The 24,362-nt window shown below is 38.5% G+C and carries 17 protein-coding genes; 9 read left to right on the top strand and 8 right to left on the bottom strand.

The window, feature by feature from the left end; genetic code table 11:
• Positions 1 to 30: 30 nt before the first annotated feature.
• Positions 31 to 2,133 carry a two-component system response regulator gene (locus CWB78_RS12095; protein ID WP_055011450.1) on the bottom strand — a complete coding sequence of 701 codons (2,103 nt, stop codon included), beginning with the start codon at positions 2,131 to 2,133 and terminating at the stop codon, positions 31 to 33.
• 293 nt (positions 2,134 to 2,426) lie between these two features.
• On the opposite strand from CWB78_RS12095, the gene CWB78_RS12090 reads away from it, so the two are divergent.
• Positions 2,427 to 5,945, top strand: coding sequence for an ATP-binding protein (locus tag CWB78_RS12090; protein ID WP_138595800.1), 3,519 nt, complete (start codon positions 2,427 to 2,429; stop codon positions 5,943 to 5,945).
• A gap of 90 nt (positions 5,946 to 6,035) precedes the next feature.
• Here the strand turns inward: CWB78_RS12090 and CWB78_RS12085 are convergent, their stop codons facing one another.
• Positions 6,036 to 8,291 (bottom strand): ATP-binding protein, encoded by a 2,256-nt coding sequence (locus CWB78_RS12085; RefSeq protein WP_138595798.1) that lies wholly within the window; start codon positions 8,289 to 8,291, stop codon positions 6,036 to 6,038.
• A 9-nt stretch (positions 8,292 to 8,300) separates the two neighbouring features.
• A complete protein-coding gene (locus tag CWB78_RS12080) occupies positions 8,301 to 9,569 on the bottom strand; it encodes an ABC transporter substrate-binding protein (protein ID WP_138595796.1) in 1,269 nt (422 codons plus the stop codon).
• 213 nt (positions 9,570 to 9,782) lie between these two features.
• Here CWB78_RS12080 and CWB78_RS12075 point away from each other — a divergent pair, with 213 nt between their 5' ends.
• The 3 genes from CWB78_RS12075 to CWB78_RS12065 all read left to right on the top strand — a co-directional run bounded on the left by CWB78_RS12075 (position 9,783) and on the right by CWB78_RS12065 (position 11,473).
• Positions 9,783 to 10,202, top strand: coding sequence for a DUF3429 domain-containing protein (locus CWB78_RS12075; RefSeq protein WP_055011454.1), 420 nt, complete (start codon positions 9,783 to 9,785; stop codon positions 10,200 to 10,202).
• Between the two features lie 67 nt (positions 10,203 to 10,269).
• Complete coding sequence (locus CWB78_RS12070) at positions 10,270 to 10,662, top strand: hypothetical protein (protein ID WP_055011455.1); 393 nt, start codon at positions 10,270 to 10,272, stop codon at positions 10,660 to 10,662.
• A 1-nt stretch (position 10,663) separates the two neighbouring features.
• Positions 10,664 to 11,473 (top strand): class I SAM-dependent methyltransferase, encoded by an 810-nt coding sequence (locus CWB78_RS12065; protein WP_138595894.1) that lies wholly within the window; start codon positions 10,664 to 10,666, stop codon positions 11,471 to 11,473.
• On the opposite strand, the gene CWB78_RS12060 is transcribed toward CWB78_RS12065, so the two are convergent.
• Positions 11,465 to 13,063, bottom strand: coding sequence for a GMC family oxidoreductase (locus CWB78_RS12060; protein ID WP_138595794.1), 1,599 nt, complete (start codon positions 13,061 to 13,063; stop codon positions 11,465 to 11,467). The genes CWB78_RS12065 and CWB78_RS12060 overlap by 9 nt on opposite strands.
• An 88-nt stretch (positions 13,064 to 13,151) precedes the next feature.
• Here CWB78_RS12060 and CWB78_RS12055 point away from each other — a divergent pair, with 88 nt between their 5' ends.
• The 5 genes from CWB78_RS12055 to CWB78_RS12035 all read left to right on the top strand — a co-directional run bounded on the left by CWB78_RS12055 (position 13,152) and on the right by CWB78_RS12035 (position 20,677).
• Complete coding sequence (locus CWB78_RS12055) at positions 13,152 to 14,153, top strand: AraC family transcriptional regulator (RefSeq protein ID WP_138595792.1); 1,002 nt, start codon at positions 13,152 to 13,154, stop codon at positions 14,151 to 14,153.
• A gap of 35 nt (positions 14,154 to 14,188) precedes the next feature.
• Positions 14,189 to 15,184, top strand: coding sequence for a Gfo/Idh/MocA family protein (locus CWB78_RS12050; protein WP_138595790.1), 996 nt, complete (start codon positions 14,189 to 14,191; stop codon positions 15,182 to 15,184).
• Positions 15,185 to 15,361: 177 nt separating this feature from the next.
• Entirely contained in the window at positions 15,362 to 16,228 is an 867-nt protein-coding gene (locus CWB78_RS12045; protein ID WP_008115672.1) for an EamA family transporter, read from the top strand.
• Between the two features lie 334 nt (positions 16,229 to 16,562).
• Complete coding sequence (locus CWB78_RS12040; RefSeq protein ID WP_138595788.1) at positions 16,563 to 18,977, top strand: TonB-dependent receptor; 2,415 nt, start codon at positions 16,563 to 16,565, stop codon at positions 18,975 to 18,977.
• Positions 18,978 to 19,087: 110 nt separating this feature from the next.
• Positions 19,088 to 20,677 carry a tetratricopeptide repeat-containing sulfotransferase family protein gene (locus CWB78_RS12035; protein WP_138595786.1) on the top strand — a complete coding sequence of 530 codons (1,590 nt, stop codon included), beginning with the start codon at positions 19,088 to 19,090 and terminating at the stop codon, positions 20,675 to 20,677.
• Between the two features lie 385 nt (positions 20,678 to 21,062).
• On the opposite strand, the gene CWB78_RS12025 is transcribed toward CWB78_RS12035, so the two are convergent.
• The 4 genes from CWB78_RS12025 to CWB78_RS12010 all read right to left on the bottom strand — a co-directional run bounded on the left by CWB78_RS12025 (position 21,063) and on the right by CWB78_RS12010 (position 24,130).
• Positions 21,063 to 21,434: an energy transducer TonB gene (locus CWB78_RS12025; protein ID WP_249930453.1), complete on the bottom strand. Its 372-nt coding sequence runs from the start codon at positions 21,432 to 21,434 to the stop codon at positions 21,063 to 21,065.
• 117 nt (positions 21,435 to 21,551) lie between these two features.
• Positions 21,552 to 22,010, bottom strand: a complete 459-nt coding sequence (locus tag CWB78_RS18975; RefSeq protein WP_249930452.1) for a hypothetical protein — start codon at positions 22,008 to 22,010, stop codon at positions 21,552 to 21,554.
• Positions 22,011 to 22,751: 741 nt separating this feature from the next.
• Positions 22,752 to 23,336: a hypothetical protein gene (locus CWB78_RS12015; protein WP_138595782.1), complete on the bottom strand. Its 585-nt coding sequence runs from the start codon at positions 23,334 to 23,336 to the stop codon at positions 22,752 to 22,754.
• 299 nt (positions 23,337 to 23,635) lie between these two features.
• Positions 23,636 to 24,130, bottom strand: a complete 495-nt coding sequence (locus tag CWB78_RS12010; protein ID WP_138595780.1) for a GNAT family N-acetyltransferase — start codon at positions 24,128 to 24,130, stop codon at positions 23,636 to 23,638.
• Positions 24,131 to 24,362 lie beyond the last annotated feature (232 nt).

The following is a 24,362-nucleotide window of genomic DNA, read 5'->3' as shown; positions in this document are numbered from 1 at the left end:
ATCTTAAACTTAAAAATACTAGTTACACCATCAGAAAATGAGATTTTCAAATTCGTTTTCAGGTAAAGCTTTGCTAAACAAAAATCCTTGCCCTTCTTCACACTCAAGCGAAATAAGTGTATCGAGCTGTGCTTGAGTTTCAATGCCTTCACCAACAATCTTTAAATTAAGTGAGTGTGCTAAATGGGTAATTGCTTTCACTATATCTAGGCTTTGCTTATCATCAACCATATCTTTAACAAATGACTGGTCAATCTTTAATACATCAACAGGGAATAGTTTTAAATACGATAGACTCGAATAGCCCGTTCCAAAGTCATCTATCGCTATGCTCAAACCAAGGTTTGAAAGCCCGTTTAATATTCTACTTGTTTCATCAAAATCACTCATTAAAGCGCTTTCTGTCACTTCTAACTCAAGGTAACCACTAGGAAGCTCAGTATCCTCAAGTATTTGCGCTACGCTTTCTATAAATTTAGGATCTGTAAATTGTTTAGCCGCCACATTAACAGCAACTTTAATTGGATGACCTTTATCTAGCCAGCGTTTAGCAGCTCTGCAGCTTTGTTTTAAAACGCTATGACCCAACTTATTTATTAAGCCTGTCTCTTCGGCTAGTGGAATAAAGTGTAACGGCGATATAAAACCGCCCTCCTCATCTCTTAACCTTACTAACGCCTCAGCGCCTATAATTAATTTATTTTTTAGGCAAAGCTTGGGCTGAAAGTGAACTTCCAACGTGTCTTTTTCAAGTGCATTTCTCAAAAGCTTATCTATATTTTGACGTTGATGAAACTCATGTTCTAAGTCATCTGAAAAATAACAAAATCTATCTCTACCGTGCTCTTTGGCTTTATACATTGCTGCATCAGCATGCGACATCATTAATTCGGCAGAATCAGAATCAGTTGGATTAATACTAATTCCCACGCTTATAGTTAAATTAAACTCTCTTCCATCGACACGAAAAGGTTGATGCATTGCATACAAAATATCAGATGCAACAGCATCGACATGACACGCCGATTTAATATCGGGGAGCAATAATACAAATTCATCCCCGCCAACTCGGGCTAAGGTCGTATTTAAATCAACAATAGATTCAAGGCGTTTAGCAACCAGTTTTATGATTTGGTCGCCAACATGGTGTCCCTCGGTATCATTTAAATATTTAAAATGATCAATATCAATTAGCATTAATGCCACAAAAAAACCATTACGCACAGATACCTGACAGGCATGCGCAACGCGATCATGTAATAAAATTCGGTTGGGTAAATCGGTTAATTGGTCATGGTTTGCTAAATGACTCATTTTAACGGCCATCGCAATTGACTCGCTCACATCATGAAAAACTATAATCGCGCCAATAATATTACCTTTTTCATCCCTAATAGGAGAGGCAGAATCCTCAACCCGATGAATTCTGCCATTTAAGCTCGTTAATTGGCAATTAAGCGCCATAGCTACTCTTCGCTGCTCCTTTAAAGCAATAGAAATTGGATTAAGACTTTTATGCTTTGTGGTTGCATCCCGTAGTTGCATAACCTCTGAAATATAATTACCAACAGCTTCATGCATCACCCAGCCGGTCATCATTTCTGCAATCGGGTTCATAAACGTTATTTTTTCGTCTTTGTCAGTTGCTATAACAGCGTCGCCAATCGAGTTGAGCGTAACCCGCAATCTTTCAGATTCAATAGCAAGTAACCGCTGAGAATGCTTTAATTGTTGCTCTTGTGTTTTTAGTTTTAAATGGTTGCCAACGCGTAAACGGCACACCTTAAGATCGACTGGCTTTTGTATGTAGTCAATCCCACCCAGCTCCAAAGACAAATGCTCAAACTTACTTTCATTATGAGAGGTAATAAATATTACCGTTACACCACTGGTTTTGGGATTGTTTTTTAAGCGTCTACACACTTCTAACCCACTAATATCTGGTAATTCAATATCTAATAAAATAATTTCAGGTAAAAACTGCTGTGCTTTTTCAATCGCACCAAAACCAGTATCGCTGCATATAACTTCTGCGATATCTGATAAAGCCCCCTCTAGAATCATTAAACTAGAAGGCTCATCATCAACAATAAGCACTCGATGCGCAAAGCTTTGATCTATAGTGGTTAACACAATAAAGTCCCATAAAAAAATTAAACAAATGCGATTAAAGTCTAGCTGAGTTAACCTAAACGTCCATTAATTACCTAAAATACATACTAACAATATTAAATTTATTGTGTTAGCTACAAGATGTCTATAATCATCTGCAGTAAACATAAGCCAATAAAACCAAAACTCCTTTTTAATAGTTTAAGCTTTTTTCTTATTTTTTCTTATTATTAAGCTCAAACTTGATAAATTACCTATAGTTCTCTAGGTTTAATTATAATTAAATAATGGCTTGTTTTTAATTGGAGTAATGGATGCCAATAAATCTTAAAAAAAGGATAATTCGTCAGGTAAGTAATTACACCCTTTTATTCCCTATTTCTTTATCCGCCATAATTACCTTAATTGTTGTAGCCATTATTATTAATGAAGCAAGTTTATCGCGCTCAGTACTTGGCTCTGTAGAACTAGAAATAATAGACAAAAACCAATCTATTAATTCACAAACACAAGAGGTTATCGAAAACTACCGTCGAGATATTCGTTTTTTACACGCAACCCCTCCAATCAAAGGTTTAGCCAGGGCATCAAATCACAAAGGTGTAGACCCACTAGAAAACACCACCTATGCTCAATGGAAAACAAGGCTTGAAATTATATTTGCAGCGTTTTTAAAAAATAACCCAGATTACGAGCAGCTAAGAATCATCAGTACCAACAAAAAAGGACAAGAACTTGTAAGGGTTGATCGCGTTCAGGGCGCAGTAGAGGTTATAGGTTTAAATAGACTCCAAAATAAAGGAGCGCAAGAGTACTTTACGGCCAGTAGTAACCTCTCTGATGGCGAAATGTATCTGTCTGAAATTTCGTTGAATAGAGAGTATGGTAAAATAGAGTTTCCTTATCGCCCGATGCTGAGGCTATCTATGCCAATTTTTGATGAAAATCAAAATAGATTTGGCTTTATCATAATTAACGTGAATGCTAATAACTTAATAAGCATTATTAGCAACAGTATTAATTCACCATTTGAAATCGCTTTAACTGACAGTAACGGCTATTTTCTCTCACACCCAAATAAAGATTTCACCTTTGGTAAAGACCTAAACAGTGATATTAGCATCAATAATAATTACACTTTTAACCCCGTTGCTGATAGCTCATTGTCGCTTATAAAACCAAAAAGCAATGCGCAAACAAGTTATTACACCGCAAGAAAAAAAATCACTTTAGCGCTGGGTGAAAAACAAAACTTTTTATCTAGTCACGTTTTAGCGCCTGTTGAGCATATTAGAAATATTGAAATGGAACGTAGAACAAAGCTCTACGCCTTTTTACTTATTTTGGTTGTTGTATTAACTATCATTCTCGCATTTTTCAATCGTAGTCTTCGCAAAAGCCAAGAGCTTGCAAATGCGCGCGCACAATCTGAGGCAATTATAACCGGCTCATCTGATGCGGTAATTGGCATTACCAATAACGGTATTGTCTCTAGTTGGAATAATGCCGCAGCTCTGATGTTTAAGCTTGGAGAGTTAGAAGCAATTGGAAAATCAATTAATGATTTAAAAATAATAGATCAGCTAAATTTTAACGAGATAATTGAAAAGTTCACTGATGGTACTCGTCAATTTAAGCAAAACGCTAGTATCAGTAACGGCTCTACTAAACGCTACTTTTCACTCTCTTTATCAGCCATTATCGATCAATTTGGAATGTTTATTGGTATTGCAATAATAGCCAGAGATGTAACCAAAGAGCGCACCATTGAGAATGAAATAATAAAAGTAAATCATGAGCTTGAAAATAAAGTAGCCATCCGCACAAAAGAGCTCAAACAAGCCAGTGAAGTAAAAAGCGCGTTTATTTCTAATATAAGCCATGAAATGCGTACTCCACTTAATGGCATAGTGGGTACTTTAAACTTAATAAAAAAAGAGCCATTAAGTGAAACACAAAAAAACTATTTAGAAATGACCGAAGTAAGTGTGAGTGCTTTATCTGTATTAATAAATGATATTTTGGATTTATCTAAAATAGAAGCAGGTAAACTTGAGTTGAACTTTAAAGAGTTTAATTTAATAAAATTAATCGAAAGCGTTTGTGGCAGTATGGCTGTTAAAGCTCAGGAGAAAGGTCTCGAATTTGTTTTAGATGTTGTTAATTTAAAATGTAAAACGATTAAAACTGACCCCCATCGTTTTTCACAAATCCTGACTAACTTAGTAAATAATGCGATTAAATTTACTGAAACTGGGTTTATAAAGGTCACCGCTTATTGCGAGCAAACAAGCAATGATAATGTGACTGTTCATGTAAATGTTACCGATAGCGGTGTAGGCATTGCACAAGAAAACCAGAGCAAATTATTTACCGCCTTTTCTCAAGAAGACAAAAGCGTGGCATCTAAATTTGGTGGAACAGGGCTGGGGCTTTCTATATGCAGACAGCTTTGTAACCTGCTAGGCGGAGAAATTAGCTTTGAGTCAGAAAAGTCACTAGGTAGTAGTTTTCACATAAAACTAACACTGAGCAATGCTGATACAACTCATTATAGTTTTACCCCACGATTAAAAAACAAAAGCTTTGCTATTGTGACTAAAAATAACGAGCTAGCCGACAGCATAAATAATTTAATAGCCGCTTTTTCTGGAAACAGCTTTTCATCTGAACAGTTACAACAATCTCTTTTATCAGATGATATAGAAAACGTGTCTTTACCTGACTTTATACTTATTGAACAAGACGACACATTATTAAAACGTTTAGATGAAATGTGGTCATCTATTGCTAATCATCATGCAATTAAAGTTATTTTATTAGCAAATCGCGGTTATCCGCAAATTAAAACTAGACACATGCAAGCCAGCTTACTTTCTAAGCCAATACTTATTTCAGAGTTTTTAAAAACAGTAGCCGATGAGCGCAGCATTGAAAATAAAATAAGTGAAAATAGCATTAATAAACGCCGTGAATCTGACTCAGTTAAAACTGATAATTCTGACTTTAAAGGGGCGCATGTTCTTATCGTTGATGATAACGACATAAATATAGAAGTAGCCGCGGGCATTTTATCATGCCTATCATTAGAGATAGATACCGCGTCAAATGGCCAACAAGCAATAGAAAAACTTGTTAACTCGGTGGCCAATAATCATCAATACCACTGTGTATTTATGGACTGCCAAATGCCAATATTGAATGGTTATGATGCAGCAAAAAAAATAAGGGCTGGTGAAGCAACGCCTCAAAATATCAATATTCCCATAGTCGCTATGACCGCTAATGCAATGATGGGTGAAAGACAAAAATGCCTAGATGCCGGAATGAGTGATTACATCACTAAACCTATCTCTGCAGAGGTATTAGTTGCAACGGCTACAAAGTGGTTGTCTTCAACTTTTATGAAAGAAGCTCTATTGGAAAATAATCAGCTTAACGAATTTAATAAACCAATTCCTGATACTTTAGATAGTCAAAGTTTACCTGATTGGGATAAAGATAACGCGTTATCCCGGTTATTAAATAATGAAAATCTGCTTATAAAAGTATGTGAATTATACCTTCAGAGTACACCAGTCAAACTAGAAGAACTTGAGGATGCAATAAATAACAATAATTTATCGCAAATATCAAAACTAAGTCATAGCTTGAAAGGCTCATCGGGTGATGTAGGTGCAGCTAATTTACATAAATTATTTGATGAGTTAGAAGTAATGGCCAGTGAAAATGCCATGGGCAGTATGAAGAATAAATTAGAGCTCATTCAAACTAGCTACAAAAAACTCGAGTCAACCATTAACAGCTACTTAGAGATACAACCCAGTAGTTAGCTTTTTAGTGGTGATAATGAATAAACCACTGAAAATATGTATTGCTAACCACTACCCCAAAAAATATAAAAGCACATAGGATGTTTATTCTTACTCGCTATACTGGTCAATTATAACTTTTAAACTATTGAATTCTACAGGCTTGTTTATAGTGTTAGTTATACCCGCTGCCACGTACTCAGGCTCGTCTTTTTCAGTGATGTTTGCAGTAACGGCAATAATTGGCACATCGTGGTAATTGGCTAGTTCCCTAATATGTTTAGTTGCCAAAAGCCCGCCCATTAACGGCATTTGAATATCCATCATAATTAAATCAAATTGTTGCTTAGTACATAGCTCAAGCGCTATTTCACCATTATCTGCCATAGTAATATGTTTAATACCCATTGCTTTTAAAAAGCTTTCTAGCACGATTTGATTTACCGGATTATCTTCGGCAATTAATATTCGCACATCTTTATTTTTAATAGTTACATCGGGAAATGGTGCTGGTTGTTTTTCGCTTGTATTTAGTGATGGAGTGCTAAACGTCAGCTGAAAATAAAATGTCGACCCTTTATCCAATTCACTTTCTACTTGTAAATTGCTGCCCATTAAGTCTAATATTTTGCTTGAAATAGTTAACCCAAGTCCTGTACCACCAAACCGGCGTGTTGTTGATGTATCAGCTTGGGTAAAAGCATCAAATAACGTTTTTATACTGTGTTGTGAAATACCTATACCACTATCGATAATGCTAAATAGCAACGTCACTTCATTATTACTTTTCTCTTTTAAGTCAACAGACAAGGTTACTGTTCCAGACTCTGTGAATTTAAAAGCATTCCCCAATAAGTTCATTAGTACTTGTTTTAAACGGGTTTCATCGCCTTTAACCAAATCAACAGAGTCTACTTTTTCTTTTACTATATTAAACTCGAGACTTTTATGGTCGGCTTGCGATTTAAAAATTTGCTCCAGCTCATACAACAATGCACTCAATTTAAACTCTCTGTTTTCAAGTAGCATTTTATCGGCATCTAGTTTACTTAAATCGAGAATGTCATTAAGGATCACCAATAAACTATTACCTGAAGAGCTAATAACCTCAATCATGCGTTTTTGTTTAGCATCTAACTCAGTATTACTCACTAGTTGCACCATGCCTAAAATACCATTCATAGGGGTACGTATTTCATGGCTCATATTAGCTAAAAATTCAGATTTTATTCGGGATGTTTCCTCTGCCGCTTTTTTTGCTTCAACTAGGCTCTCGTTTAGCACTCTAAATTTATTTGCTGCTTGGGCTAAAACCCCTATTTCGTCTTCACGGGTAATATCAGCTATGTTTGCTGAGAAATCACCATTTAAAAATGATCTAAAACTAACTGTGAGCCTGTTAATCGCTTTAATAATATGAAAGTGAAAAAATAATGCAAAAAGAATAAACAAGGTAACAGACAAAAATAACGACACTTGAATAACAATTTGCGCGGCATTAATGCTCTCTTGACTGGTTTGTGAACTATCACTAAGCAACAACAATGCATCTCCTTGTAACTTTTTGGCAAGTGCTGAAAATTCAACCGAATCACCGGCAATAACAATATTACTTAAGGTTAAATAGTTTCTATTAGCTTGTATGGCTTGGGCAAACAAAGACTCGAATTTAATCGTTAAACTATTTAATTGCGCGACCTTGTTTTGGCCAATCATTTTGTTTGTAGCGTCACTGTTGGTTAATTGTTTAATTAACTCTAAACGCTGTTTAACTTGGCTGCGTTTGGCGTAATCACGTTGAGTTAAAAATAGGATTGAATTACGGTACAGGTGATGCCAATGATCCTTTAACTTAAACAACAACAAATCTTTGTGCAACATCAACGCTTCCTCATCTTTACTTGCTGAGGTAGTCAATGCTAATTCGTAAGTATTTGGTAGCTGTTGCTCAATAATTTTAGACTTTTCATCATATCGTTTTTTAAGACTATCGATACTTTTGCCATAATTTAAAACTAATGATTGCATTGCGCTTAATGAGTTTTTAATCTCAGGTTGCTGGGTTCGCTGCTGCGCTTCAATTAGCCGCGCTTGAATACTTTGATGAGTGCTTTTTATTTTATCAAAAATAACCTCGCTACCCGACACGTCATAAACAGAAATATTTCGCTGAATTTCTAAAATATCTTTGTTAATTTCAAATACAACAACTGATAGCTCGTTAATGTTCAATACATTTTTACTAGCTTGCTCTATTTTTTCGGTTCGCTCATTAATAACAATGTAAACTATTATTTGTATTAAAATAAAAATAGCCAGTGACGATAATACTTTAATAGATAAAGAACCAAGTAACTGTTTTAGCATTCAATTCCCTTATGCGTTTAGTAGCTCAAACCATTTATCTAAACTGTAATCGTAGTTATCCATCACTGTATTCCACACTGCAATATTCGAAAAGCGCTTTTCATAGCTGCCGCCATCGCGAATCTGCCCAGGCAAAATTATATTTTTGCCATCGGTACCCGCTAGTGGTTGAGTCGCTTCTTTGCCATCATACCAATAATCCCATTCGGGCTTGGTGATTATTTCTTTGCTACGTTCTGGATTAGAAATGTAATAACCCTGCTTTGAAATAAATGCACCAGGCCAGCCCGATAACCACCAGTTCATGTATTCGTAAGCGGCGTCTTTTACATGCCCTACCGTATTAGCAGAGAGACACATCACCCCATGCCAGGCTCGATACCCCTCCTTAGGAGATGCATTGACTACTGGTAAACCTTGGGCTCTACATGCGCTCACCCCCGGTGAAAATATACTTTGTATATGCACGCGTTTTTTTAGCATAAACTCAACAGATTGTGGCACCGATGTCCAAAACCCTGAGAAATGCCCTGCTTGCTTTTTATTAATTAAAATTGCAAACAATTTGTCTATTTCTGCAACACTCATATTTGCAATATTATTAAAAGTCATCAGCCCTTGTGCTTGGGCAGCCAATGCGGCATCGAAAATGCCTATGGTGGGGGCATTCACCAAACCAACATGACCTTTGTTACTCTCTTCAAGCAGCCAGCCCCATGACTCAGTCTCGTAAGCCACACCCTTAGGTATAAAATTAGTGTTATAGCCAAATGAATCTACATTGTGAACATAAGGCATAAAACTTATGTTATCAGTGGCCTGGCTTCCAAGTGAGCCATCTTGTTGAACATATAAAATTTTGTTGGGCGCATCACCTGCGCCCAATTTTGCTGTGGGAACTAACTTACCGGTTTTGGTTAGTGGGTTTATTTCCTGCCAATATTTTAGTCTTTCTACTTCAATTGGTTGAATAGCATTGGCTTGCCACAATATATTAATTGAGTCAGACCATTGTTCATATAAATCAAATGAAGAGGGATCAGCTGCTGCTTTTTGTAAAACGGCCGCACTCCCCATAGGGGTAAATTCAATATTAATACCGAGCTCTTGCATGGCGCGGACTCTAAGCTCTTCTTGTAAAGTTACATGCGTTCCCATGACTCTAAGCGTAACCGGTTTTTTTGCAAACACATACGGCGCTTTAAATGCGACAGCAGAGGTCGCAGCACCGACCGCTAGCGTACTTAAAAATTTACGTCGAGTGACATTGTTAGCCATACTAATCATCCATTTAGTGATTCCCACAATTAGTATAGGTAATAATCGAATAATCACTAACTTAGCGCTTCAAAAAACACTATTTTAATTAAAATGAGTGATCGTCATAAATAACATGGTCGTTTAATCATTGTATAAATTTTATAAGATAACTCTATCTATCCTTGTTACACTAGCAGTGTTGAAATACCTACTCGATTAAGGCGCTTACCCATGGAAAAATTTGTTAATCACATTCAACTAGGCTATTTGGGCTTGCTGCCGTTTTTAGGTTGTGTGGGTTGGCCATTGATGTTTGGCAGTAACAGTGTCAATTTAGAGTTTTTTAGTTTTTACAGCATCGCTATTTTAGCTTTTATGGCAGGTAATTTATGGCATGCAGGGCAACAAAGCTTTGCCGATGCCATTAAAGCTGTGCTGCCGGTCATTCCTATACCGTTTTTATCATTTTTGCCGATTGAGTGGATGCTTGCTTGGTTAGGCGCGAGCTTTTGGTTAGTACTGATTTTCGAGAAAGTGTCGATTCATTGGCAGGGTTATCACAAAGATTACCAAAAAATGCGCTTTGTGCTCACATCTGTGGTTTTTGTGTGTCATATCTTAATTATTGGTATGAGTATTTACCCTAAATAACACGCCATTACTTAACCATTGGTCTGTAATAGGGTAACATCCGCGCACTGTATTGAGAGGACACCCCATGATAGACCAATTGCGCCAACAGCTTACTGACCTTGGTGAGAATTTTGTAGAAAAAAACGCCGCTTTTAAAATAAAAGTGATCCCTTTTTTTTGTGCCATTAGCATAAAAAAAGATCATAAAAGCGAAGGTCGTCTTTCTTTTTATTCAAATCAACTCATTGAAATACTAATGGTTGTGTTGTTTGTATTGTTTGGCTTATCTATATTTGATCCTGACGCAGGATTTACCCATGGTCCTATCCACATTGTTTTTGCTATTTTGATTACCTTTAACCTAATTTTAAAACAGGTTGCTATTGAGGGTTTAAAAACACGTTTAGCTATGTACAGGTTGCATCAAGCACCTCAGCAAAATGATGAGACCGAAAACCCAAACACATCTTCACGCTAATATGTATTTAAATCCAAACTGGAACATACTTACGGTAGGTGATGGCGATTTATCGTTTTCAAATGCGCTTTATCGTCATATTAAGCCAAAAAAGTTAGTGGCATCCACTTACGACGACCAATCAACTATTGAGCAAAAATACCCAGATAATGCGCTCGATGCTTTAAAGTCGCAAAAGGTAGAAGTACTTAATAGCTTTGATGTAACCAACCCACAATGTTGGCAAACGCTCGGCCAGCATTTACATAGTTTTGATGTGGTTATTTTTCAATTTCCGCTTTTTCCTGCATTTGTTGGTCGCGATGCATTTGAACACAATACACGCCATACCAGCATGAACGTACTTAACCGCGCATTACTGCATCAATTTATAAAATACGCCAATGAGTTTGCTTTAAATACACAAGGTGCAGGGCTATGTTTCATCACTTCAAAAGATGTTAAACCTTATCGAGAATGGAATATTGAAGGCAGTTTAAATACCCATTTAAACGCACAATATCAAGGGCAAATGCAATTTGATATTAGTCACTTTAGTGGTTATAAAATTCGTAATGTTGACCGTGATAAGCACGTTAAAGACACCAGCGGCATTACCTATGTCTTTAGTGAAAAACCCTTACCTGAACTGGCTAGCTTGTTAACTTTGCCTGCTTACTTAACCGATAATTATTGCTCGCTATGTCGTGTAGGGCCGTTTTTAGCTGACGAGGATAAAAGCAAGCATTTTGCTGCTAAAAAACACCTGCAAATGATCAAACTAGAGCAAGACTGGCAGCAATGGTTAACAGCGTTTTATAAGTCAAGCTAGCTTAATTAAGTCAGCTGCTTTTTCGGCAATGGCTATCACACAGGCATTGGTGTTGCCGGTAATTATATGCGGCATAATTGAGGCATCAACCACACGCAAATTTTTCACACCATGTACTTGTAGTTGGCTATTCACTACCGCCATGGGATCTTGCCCCATTTTACAAGTGCCTACAGGGTGATATTCAGTCTCGGCCGTTTGCCTAATATACTCAATAAGCTGCTCATTATTGTTAACATCTAGCGGGTAAACCATATTACCTCTAATTACATCAAATGCTTCACTTTGCATAATCTGCAGAGTTTTTTTAAGCCCTGCTAACATCACGTTTAAATCATCGGGGTGGCTTAAATAATTAGGATCAATAAGTGGAGCACTCAAGGGGTTGGCATCGGCTAATCGAATCGTGCCACGGCTTTTAGGGTGCATAATACTACAGTGAATACTATAACCATGGCCTAGGTGCAGTTTACGGCTATGGTCATCCACCAGCCCAATTACAAATTCAAGCTGTACGTCGGGTACTTTTGAATCGGAAAATAGCTTTATAAAGGCATGTGATTCTGCAAAATTACTAGTAAGCTGCCCTTCACGTTTTACAAACCAATCAACGCATCCTTTTGCAATATTAAACGCCCCACCCGCACTTATACCAAATGTGCCTTTACTGTATTTAGCTTTATACAATGGCACAACGGTTAAGTGGTCATGAAGGTTCTCTCCAACACCAGAAAGCTCGTTTACTATTTCAATATTATGCTGCTTTAGTTGCTCTTTAGGGCCAACTCCCGATAGCATTAAAATTTGCGGTGAGTTAATTGCGCCAGCGCTTAAAACCACCTCTTTTTTTGCATGCAATACAACGGCCTTATTGTTTATAGAAACAGAGACTCCGGTTGCGGTTTTATCGCAAAAAAGTACTTTATTAACGTGTACTTTGCTAAGCACAGTTAGGTTTTTTCGGTTTAAATGGGGGGTTATATACGCTTTTGCCGCGCTACAACGCTCCCCTTGATATTGAGTCACTTGCGATAACCTTGCTCCCACTTGCTGCCCTGCGTTTATATCGCCATTGTGCGGTACACCTTGTTGTTCGCAGGCGTTTAAAAACAGCTGATTTACTGGGCTTGGCTGGCTTAAATCCTGCACATGCAAAGGGCCATCAACCCCGTGTACATCACTTTCAGTAAAGGTTTTATTATTTTCAGCTTTAATAAAATAAGGCAATAAACTCTCATAGTCCCAGCCCTCATTGCCCAGTGCAGCCCAACTATTATAATCGTGCTTATTACCTCGAATATAAACCATGGCATTAATGGAACTTGAACCGCCAAGCACTTTGCCACGAGGCATAAATCCGCAGCGGTTATTAAGCTCTTTTTGAGGTACCGTATTGTAATGCCAGCTATTAATGCCATAAGGCACACTAGCAGCAACCCCTGCAGGCATTTGAACCATTGTGCCTTTATCACTGCCGCCCGCTTCAATTAAGCACACACTCACATTTTTATTTTCAGATAATCGCGATGCAATAACGCAGCCTGCACTGCCTGCGCCAACAACAATGTAATCAAATGTAGTGATATGCATACTTATTCTCCAATTAAAAAACCAGTTTGCATGGAACATCGAATAAAAACTTGTTATTTTTAGACATCCTCACGCAAAAGTATATTTTATGAGCCGTTTGATTAGAGCCACTTCTTTACAGGGAATAGACCATTTAATTGCAGAACTTGGGGGAGATTTCGCTGCCATAATGCAGCAGTGCGCCATTAATGTGGACTTTAATAAACTAGAGCAAGAGACCCTTACTTACCGCGCATATGCACAGCTATTAGAGCATTGCGCGAATACACTAAATTGTCCAAATTTTGGTTTAAAACTAGCAAGCCTGCAAAGCTTTGATATTTTGGGCCATATTGCAATAGCCGCTCAAACAGGCACTAATTTAGCCGAGGCGCTAGATTGGGTGATAAAATATTTACACTTGCATACGCCAGCGCTTAATTTAACCACTCATCCACTTGATGATAATAAACACGTGTTTTTATCATTCGCTATAAATCTCAGGCCATTACCGGCAATAAACCAGGTAATAGAGCTCACCATTGCATTGGCCATAGCTATCTTAAAAAATATGAGTAATGGCCGCTGTAAGCCACAAAGTGTATTTTTACCTCATACCCTAGGCGCAAATAAGCAGACCTACCACCAGCATTTTGGGTGTAAGGTTATTACTCACAGAAATAGCGCCGGTGTATTAATTGCCAAACAAGACTTAGATTTAACACTTAACATAACTAAGCAACATAAAACCCAAGCAGCACTTAACTTTTTAGCTGAAAATAATGCTCATAGCCAATCTTTGCCTGCTCAGGTAAGCGCGCTTATTCGCATTATGCTGCCGATATTTCAAAGCGCTAATAATACTATTGCCGCTGCGCTTAATATTCACCCTCGCACCTTGCACCGAGAACTTAAAAAGCACGATACCAGTTTTGTAAAGCTCAAAGACGCCACTCGCCGCGCCTTATGTGAGCACTATTTATTACAAAACCAATTGTCGGTGACTCAAATTTCAGAGCTTTTAGGTTATCAGGAGCAAGCTACGTTATGTACTAGCATTAAACGTTGGTTTAATTGCTCTGCCCGCGCATTTAGAGCCAAACATTGTTAAACTGCGCCCTTGTTTAAAAACAGCAAAGGCTATTCATGAATTTTGTAATTGTAGGTACTAATTTTATTAGCGACACGTTTTTGGCAGCGGCTAATACACTCAGCAATTTTAATTTATACGGTATTTGCTCTCGCCAAATAAGCAGCGGCGAGCGCTTTTTAGCTAATCATCCAACAAATACCGATGCTAAAATTTTTACCTCTATTGATGCTGTGTGCCAAGATGAACAAGTAGACGCAGTCTATATAGCGGCGCCCAATAGCCTGCACAGTGCATATGCAATACAATGTTTAAAAGCGGGCAAACACGTATTAGGTGAAAAGCCCTCAGCGGCTAATAGCAAGCAACTTGCGGCTATTTTAACTGCGGCAAAGCAGCATCAGCGCCTTTACATGGAAGCGATGATGACAACGCACTTACCTAATTTTGCGCACTTACAAGCTGCCCTAAAAAAAATAGGCACACCACGTAAGTTTATTGGTCAATTTAGTCAGTATTCATCACGTTACGACAAGTATAAAAATGGTGAGCGCCCTAATACTTTTTTACCTGAATTTGCTAATGGTGCCTTACTAGATTTGGGTATTTACCCACTTTATCTCGTTATTGCATTATGGGGAGCACCACGCTCTGTTCACGCCAGCGGCGTATTACTTGAAAGTGGTGTGGATGGTGCAGGCGATGTGCTTTTAAATTATCCCGACAGACAAGCGGTGATCAGCTATTCGAAAATTTCACAAGGCGAAAATATCACTGAAATTCAGGGGGAATTAGGTCGAATTAGAATTGAAGCCGTGTCGCAGCTTAAAAAAATAGAGTTTATTGCTAACAATGGTCATAAAGAGCTTATTAGCACGGAGTTTGACGAGCACTTTATGAAGTACGAACTCGAGAACTTTATCAATACCATTGAGCAAAATCAGGTGGAGTCTAGCGTTAATACTCATCAACTTTCTGTCGATGTAATGCAAGTACTTGATACCGCACGCGCACAACTTGGTGTTGTTTACCCAGCAGATTTATCCTCTTAATAAAACAAAAACTATCGGCTAAGCGATAAGCGTATTTTATCGCTTGGCCTTTAAGCACACTTTACTAAACACTGCTATTTTGAATTAAGCTTAAAAAGATCACAAAATTTGACTTACCTCTGAGATCAAAAGCAGGTAACATGCCGCCAAAATTCATCGCAATCTTTAAGGACATCCATGCAAAAATCAACCAAAGATCTATTACTGGCTATTTTATGCATATTGCTAGCAATGATGACGATTCAGTCAGGCGCGTCACTGGCTAAACAGCTTTTTCCTATTGTTGGGCCTGAGGGCACAACAGCCTTACGTTTAGGGTTTTCGGCCGCTATTTTGTGTTTGATTTTTAAACCATGGAAACACTTCCCTGTTGCAAGCCAACGCTTACCCATATTAATTTATGGCTTAAGTTTAGGCGGCATGAATATTCTATTTTATTACGCGATAGAACGTATCCCATTAGGTATTGGGGTTGCGCTTGAATTTACAGGCCCATTAGCTGTCGCGTTGTTTTCTTCTCGCAGAAAACGTGACTTATTTTGGGTTGCCTGTGCAGTGGCCGGTATATTATTACTTTTACCTGATATGAAAGGTCAAGACAGCCTTGATCCAGTCGGTGTAGTGCTCGCACTTGCAGCGGGTGCCTGTTGGGCTGGCTATATTTTATTTGGTAAGAAAACAGGCAGCCAAAGCTCTGGTGGCGCAACGGTTGCGATGGGCATGACCATTTCAGCCATCGTGCTGGTGCCTTATGGCGGCATTTCACAAAGTGCTGCATTTACTTGGGATATTATTCCATTAGGTATTGCTATCGCCGTGCTTTCAAGCGCCCTGCCTTATACTCTTGAAATGATTACTTTACGTAATATGTCGCCACAAGGTTTTAGTATTGTAATGAGCCTAGAACCTGCAATTGCAGCACTCGCTGGCTTAGTTATTTTAGGTGAACTGCTAAGCATTTGGCAGTGGCTGGCTATTTTACTGGTGATTATTGCCTCGGTAGGCAGCTCCATGTCTAATGGTAAAAAGCAGCCTGCTGCTTAGAGTTTAATAATTTAATTGCGTCATGAACTATTATGGCGCAACTTCTCATCTCCTATTTTACAACTCCCTCTTAGTATAACTAAGCCTACGTTTTATCTCTCCTTTCACACCATTCATTGTTGCACTTAAAACAATATATACCACTTACGGTGTGTGCATTATTTATACAAACACCTTGTTATATTTAAACTTTAAATTTAAGTAAAAACCCACGCCTTAATTTTTATTCTAAAAAAGTGAATTAAAATTCATATTTTTATTTCCATCAACAAAACTCCCTGATATTATTAGCGCTCATTTATTAACGTACTAAATCTAACTGGGATCAATTTTTATGTTTAAACCAAGCCTGTTAACCTTGGCTGTATCAAGCGCACTGAGCGGTGTATTATTTAGCGGTAATGCAACAGCACAAGAGCAAATTATTGAAAAAAATAAATCGCTTGAAGTTATTGAGGTTACAGCAACACGCCGAAGTGGCTCTATTCAGGCTGCGCCTCTTAACATTACTGCGCTTGATGCCGATGTAATGAAAGACCAAAATATCAGCGAATTAGCCGATGTAGCGCGTTGGGTGCCAGGTTTAACAATTACTGATCAAGGTGGTCGCTCTGGCTCGCCTATTATTGTGCGTGGATTAAATACAAATTCATCAGGCCCTTCATCAGATGGCGGCACGGTAGCCACTTACATTAACGAAATTCCAGTATCGGTAGATATGCGCCTTGTTGATGTAGAGCGAGTGGAAGTACTTATTGGACCGCAAGGCACATTGTATGGCGCAGGCACATTGGGTGGCGCTATTCGTTACATGCTTAAAGAGCCAGAGCTTGATTTTATATCAGGTGAAGTATTTGGTGATGTTTTTCAAACTCAAGAAAGTGATTCGGTCGGTGGCGAAACTGGCTTTATCTTCAATTTACCATTAATTGAAGACAAACTGGCGGTACGTACCAGCTTGAATATTTATGAAGACCCAGGGTTTATTGACTACGCCTACACAGTTCGTGAACCGGGTGTGTCGATCACCGACCCTGATTGGACAAACCTTGATGCAGTAAACAGCAATCTTAAAAATGTAAAAGACGCCAACGGTGAAACCACCACAACTGGGCGTATTTCATTGCGTTACAAAGTAAATGAGTCATTTGAAGGCACATTAAACTACTTCTATCAAAAGCAAGACACCGAAGGCCGCTCAATTGTTCATCACAATAGCCTAAACGAAAATAATGGTCTAAATGATCGCATCGGCAAATACGAGTCAGCGTACCGTTTTGAAGAGCCACGGGAAAAAGAAGATCAATTACTGAGCCTCGAACTTAAAGCCGACTTAGGTTTTGCTGAGCTGGTATCAGCTACCGGTATTTCACACTTTGAAGCCGATGGTCAACGCGACCAAACTGACCTTTTAATTCGTTTAGACTATGGCTACGAAGAGTTTCCTTCGTTTTCGGCATTTACCCGTGAATTAGACGAAGTCGATAACTTCACTCAAGAGCTACGTTTGGTCTCACAAAGTGATAGCGATTTAAACTGGATTGTTGGTGGTTTTTACAATAAAACCGACACCGACGCATCAAGCAGAGAGTTTACGCCAGGCTTTGATCAGTTCGCGGTTGATAATTTTGGTGGCGCACAACTTAGACCTGACTCTTTAGAGTATTTAGAAATTACTGGCAGCAAAGTCACTGAATCAGCACTTTTTGGTGAAGTAGGTTACCAAGTAACCGATAAACTCGACATTACTATTGGCGCGCGTTTTTACGAATACGACGTAGAATCAAAAGCGGCTTTTGACTTCCCATTAGCAAATACCTTGTATGAAGGTGCTGCACCTGATGAAATTTCAGTTAACTTTGAAGAGAACGAAGCCGGTGACAACGGTAATCTGTTCAAATTTAATGCTAAGTACCAATTTACAGATTCAGTAATGGCGTATGCAACTATAAGTGAAGGATTTAGAATTGGTGGCTCAAATGGCTTAGTGCCTTGCCCAACACCTCTACCTGAGAACCAACAAACAGGCTGTGGTACACCAGATGAAATGCTATACGATGCCGATACAACCACCAACTATGAGCTAGGCTTTAAAAGTACCTGGATGAGAAGCCAGCTACACTTTAATGCCGCACTATTCAATGTAGATTGGGATAACGCACAAATTGCCGGTGCAACAACAGTAGGCCAATTACCTTACTTATCAAATGCTGGTAGCGCAAATGCGAAAGGGGTTGAAATTGCCACGCGTGCAATTTTATCAGACTCGTTTACTGCCTATGCAACTTATGCCTATACAAAAGCAGAACTAACCTCAGACGCTCCGTATTTATTTAATGCCGATGGCACTAATGGCGCGAAAGATGGCGACCGTTTACCGGGCTCACCTGAGCATCAGTTCTCTATGGGTATTAACTACCAAACAGACGTTTTAAATGATAAAACCCTTGATATTAACTATGGTTTAACCGCACAAAGTGATGTAATTTCAAAAGTAGGCCTACGTGACAACGGTGAAGCACTCCCAGGTTATAGCTTAAGTAATATTTCAGCTAAATTAACCGCCGATGCGTGGTCGACTACTTTATATGTAGATAACCTATTTAATAAATATGCGGTTACTTCTGTTCGTCGTTCAGATGCGGATATTACAACAGCCAATGGCGCAGACATACAACGTAACTATGGTTACTTTATTAATCGCCCGCTTACTGTTGGCATTAAATTTAACTATCAGTTTGAAATATAATTAAGCGACAAGTTTGAAATGTAATTAAACGATAAGTTTAAGTACAATCAAGAGGCTCAAATTAATTTGAGCCTTTTTATTTTGTAAGTACATTATTTATAAGAGTATTCATGCAGCCAAACTTAAAGCAACTACACCAAAGCGCTATCAACAACTTAAACCAAGGCAATATTCAGCAAGCGCATAAAGCACTGGTTGAACTGGTAACACAAAAGCCAGACTTTGCTGATGGCTACTTTTTGCTCGCTATGGTTAATTTACAGGTTGGCCAAATTTACAAAGCGATAAAGCTAATTGAAAAAGCATTAAGCTTTACCCAGTCTATTGAATATACTGCGCAACTTGCCAAGTGCTACGCTCTTACGGGCGACTTACAAAAAGCAAAAAACACCGCCCTCAGCGTTAAGATTATACATATTAGTAAAGCACTTGATGCCGATACATTAGGCGTCGCGCTCACCCAAGCAGGTTTACATCAGCATGCTGCTGACTACTTTACATGCGCGTTAAATTTAGCTGCGGCAAGTAACAGCAGCCAACCGCAGTTTTATTATAACTATGGAGTATGCGCTAAGTTTTTAGGCCAGTTTGATAAAGCACAGCACGCGTTTGAAAATGCCATTGCACTGAATCCGCTTCATCATCAAAGTCATTTTGCCTTAGCCGATTTAACTAAAGTCACCGAACATAATAACCACATAGCGCGATTAAAAAACGTATTTGAACAGGTCAATCATCCCGACGCTAAACTGCATATAGGTCATGCGCTCGCTAAAGAATATCAAGACTTAGGAGAGTTTTCAGCAGCCTTTACCGCGTTACAACAAGGTAAAGCAGCAAAACTCGCTAATAAGGCGTTTGATAACCAAGCGTCTGAGGCTTTATTTGCACATATAAAACAGCTCAGTGATAAATACAAAAACCAACAAACAGCTGGCAACCAAAGCAGTGAGCCAATTTTTGTATTAGGCATGCCGCGCTCTGGCACCACATTAGTTGAACGCATTTTATCAAGCCACACCGACGTACAATCGGCGGGCGAGCTGCAAGACTTTGGCCTAAGTGTAAAAAAACTTAGCCAAACGCACACGCCTCAAGTACTCGATACAGACACCTTAAGCCAAGCTTACCAGCTTGATTTTGCAAAACTTGGCAGCACTTACCTTGAAGCAACCCGTGTTGTAACCGGCAGCCATAAACACTTTATTGATAAACTACCGTTTAACTTTTTTTATATCGATTTAATTACCAAAGCCCTGCCAAACGCCAAAATAATTTGTCTACTTCGCGACCCCATGGACACCTGCATTGGTAACTATCGTCAGCTATTTACCATTAACAACCCGTATTATGCTTACTCGTTAGACTTACTCGACACAGCTAAATTTTACAGCCGCTTTTATAAACTAATACAGCACTTTAGCGCCCTGCACAGCAATATTAAACTAGTAAAATACGAAGAACTTGTAGCCGCACCAGAGCAAAAGATAAAAGAGTTAGTGAGCTATTGCAACTTAGACTGGCAACCACAGTGCCTTGATTTTCATTTAAACACCGCACCGGTTTCAACCGCCAGCAAAATGCAAGTGCGCCAACCGCTTAACAACAAAGCCATAGGCCGCTGGAAAAAGTTTAAACCCCATACAGACGCAGCGCAGGCTTATTTAGTTAATCAAGGAGTTTTAGGTTTAATTAAATAACAACAACTGTTACGTGGTCGGATAGTTCAGTTTGATAAACTTTAAAGTTAGCGGATGGATATAAATTTTTAGCCTCAATGTATTAAAGGTTTTTTCTCTGTTAACTGACCCTCTTTCACTTAAGGAAAACCCCAACGCTACCATAAAAAGCTAATAAAAAGTAATACGCCAATTACTACAGCAACTATAAATAAGTATTTACCAAGCTTAGCATTATGTTTAAGAGATTCTTGGTGTTTAGCCTTAAGCATAAGTAATTGTGCTTCGTTTAAATCGGAACAATGCGTACATTTATCCAAAAACTCAGAATAATACAGTTCACACCTATCACATCGCTTTTGTTTAGGTTGCTTAGATCTCCATGATATGCTCATCCCTAGAGACATTATAACCTCCACTCGAGAGTACCAGCGTACTCAACCTTAACCAGCCTACCACTTAATAACGCAGGCTTAAATCTCCATAGCTTTAAAGCCCGTAAACCTTCCTTTTCAAATACACCATTTGGGGCAGATTCAATTACTTCAACTCTTTCTAACGCTCCAACTTCATTAATTATTGCTTTGAATTTTAAGTAGCCCTCTACGCTATTTTTAGCCGCATCTTCAGGATATTTTGGTTCAATCTTCACAACCCATTTAGCAGGTGAATCTGTTTGCGCATTGATATACACAAGACTTGAATTTGCCGCTTTATCAGTACTATTACAACCAACCAGTAAAAGGACTAAAAATATAGTTATGTACTTCAAAGACACTCCTAAAAATATAGCTCAGTTAAATGTACAACTAGTGGTTAAGTTTACAAAGGTGGCAGCAATACAAAACAAGGCTATAAATTATGTACTCAATAATTTATAGCCTTTTTATATGTACTATTGCATTAACAAATCAGATAAAAACTTTATACTATTTATTTCAACTTTACCGTCAGATGACTGCAAACCTAATTGAATATGAGCTAATCCTGTATCAAAGGTTACAGGTACTTGATAAACAGCATATGTCACACTTGAGCTACCAACTGGAGATAACGTTTTCCAATTTTGCAACTCTGCTTTACCGACTGATTGAAATACACCTAATTTAGCAACCTTTTTTACGTACAACTCCCATTGCTCTGAAGTTGCACTAGTGTAACCTTGCTCAGACATTAGCTCTTTAAAAGGAGTCACTTCCCACGTTGTTAACTTGGGGATTGCCTTTACAATAAAAGGCTCAAAGACGGCCTCTTTATCAACAGTATTTATGGATGCAACAACTCCAATACCAATGAAAAATATAACAACACTTAAAATTCCAAAACCTAGATATTTGAAGAGTTTCTTCACCATAACTCCTTGTACATACAACCGCTTTATCAGTTAACACATTCCAGCGTGAAAATGCCCTTACTTTATTAACTTATATTAATAACAAATAGTGTAAGTTATTGCCAGCTATAAATTTTATGCTTAATGTAGGTTATTTCGCTATGTAAAAAAGGGAGGGTTTCTTTTTATTCTTACTAAGTTAAAAACGACTCACCTGAATGATCGTTCATCGCTCTTTGCCGAAGTATGCCTGTGTGCTATGAGAGGACATTGAGCACCATAGTCACTTGTTAGCATTAAAACTCTGATACTTATTCCGTGCGATAAAGAACCATACAGAAAAGCAGCCTGCGCATAAGTACCCGAAAAAAATCAAAAATGTAGCACTATTGATTTTTATACCTGTTGATACCGAGGCAACTAATAAGAGATTAGCTGTAAGCCCTGAGAATAGAATACCAACAAGTACATCATTAACGGGCTTTAAGTTTGACGCTGCTATAGAAACACCCAAAAAAGCAATTAAAAACCAATAATGGTTTTCATAAAATTCACCCTGAGATATCAGAATAAAGATCGCCACAACGGTATAAATTAAAAAATTAAGTAGCGATGTTATTTTCAATAGACTATCCAAGTTGACTCCTTAATGCTAACGCCAGAGTTCAGCGGCATTTGAGGCGACGCCTATTTTTGCGGCAGCAAAAATGGGTGGCGGGTCAAATGTCCGCTGCAACGATTTGTTGGGCTTCAGCTCCACAGTCAGCAACTCCAGATCGGCGCAGAAACTGCAGCAAGGAACAACGCGTATGGAAATACGTACTCCGCCACAGCATTCCCGAAGAGTAGGCTTCGAGCAAACGATATTGGCCAAATAAAGAGAACCGTCTTTGATTGATAAGACGCGCGCTGTTGGTTCTTGACGACGCGGTGTCCATTTTCCGTGTAAATAAAGCTACAAGCGGCTTTAATCGTGATTCCTTCCAACTCTGGCGCATGGACTTGTGGCGTATAGCCGGCCCCCAGTTTGTCTTTTCCGCCAACCTGTCGCTCGGCATCTTCGATAAGTGCACTAACCCATGGTGATGGAACTGACCAACCTCGAATTTCCTGCTTGAACCGTTCTCCAAACTTTGACCGAGTTGACTGCCAAAAGCGAACCTGGAACCAGACCAGAAGCCCCCAAACGAAACCAGCTAATACCTCAGGATGCCGAAATGAAACGTTCACAACCGCCAAACGTACCGTCGGCTCTGTAATGAAGCCTCCCGCTGCGTAAAAAACTATTACGCAGAATGCGGTAACAACAAGGTTTCGTCTTTCCGGTAACGCGTCTTTTATTGCCATGGTTTCTCTGAGGCCCACAATTTAATAGTGCGCCCATCGCGCATATTTCTGCCGACTTAACGCTCATTTGTCTACTTTATATAGTTTTAACAAATTATCTAAGGCATTACTATCACTAAGTTTTCTAAATTTTTTAGGTAAAGTTAAATGAACCAATATGCGCGCAGCGCTCATTTTCATGAATATATGCGCAAAGAGCTGTTTAACCAATCAATTAACGACGATATTTAGCCAATCTCAATGGCTGCTTTTCGCTCTTTATCAAATTTTACTTAAGCGTAGAAGACGTTGTAATCTTGCTAGTTATTTGTGATGACAAACTCGTGGTAGCCTTCTGTTTCAGGAGGATCAACGTTATCAACACGCGCAACGTTTAATTTAGCAAACAAACTATTCCAAAATTTCAACGCTGAATTATCGTTTAAATGAACTGCTACATGCCACTGATTTGTTTCAACAGACATCAAGTTTTGAATAACAAATTTGGCAATGCCTTGTTTTCGATATTTGGGTAGAATAAAAATATCAGCCAACTCAGGTATTTCTTTGCCAACGATCTCAGTTGGTTCTACGGTAGCAAAACCAGCAATTTGGTTAGAAACGAGTACAAGATAAATAATGCAGTCTTCCTCACCACGCACTACACATTCTAAATATTCTTCATCAATATCATAGCAACCATCTAAACCAACATCTTCTAAGTCAAATATACTCTGATGATATTGGTAAAACTGCCACAGCATTTTTATTGCAGCGATATCGGTTGATTCAGCTTTTCGTATTGTAGTGTCCATTTTATACCTATTTCCTTATGTGTGGTCCGACATTAGCTTTCACTAAAGAGGTGAAGATTCGCTAATAGTTATCTTTAAAAAACATCATGTTATTAAACGATAACTACTCAAAAATAACAACAAAAAAACTTTTAAGAATAGATTGAAAAAACCGCCAACAAGCTGATAGTCAAGCGAGCAAAACTTCACTTCACACAGAAAAACTCTGACTAACAGCTTCTCGCTCTTTGTC

This window comes from Pseudoalteromonas sp. S1612 (assembly GCF_005887175.1).
In the GTDB taxonomy this organism is placed as follows: domain Bacteria; phylum Pseudomonadota; class Gammaproteobacteria; order Enterobacterales; family Alteromonadaceae; genus Pseudoalteromonas; species Pseudoalteromonas undina.
This window is presented reverse-complemented; position numbering and strand designations above follow the sequence as displayed.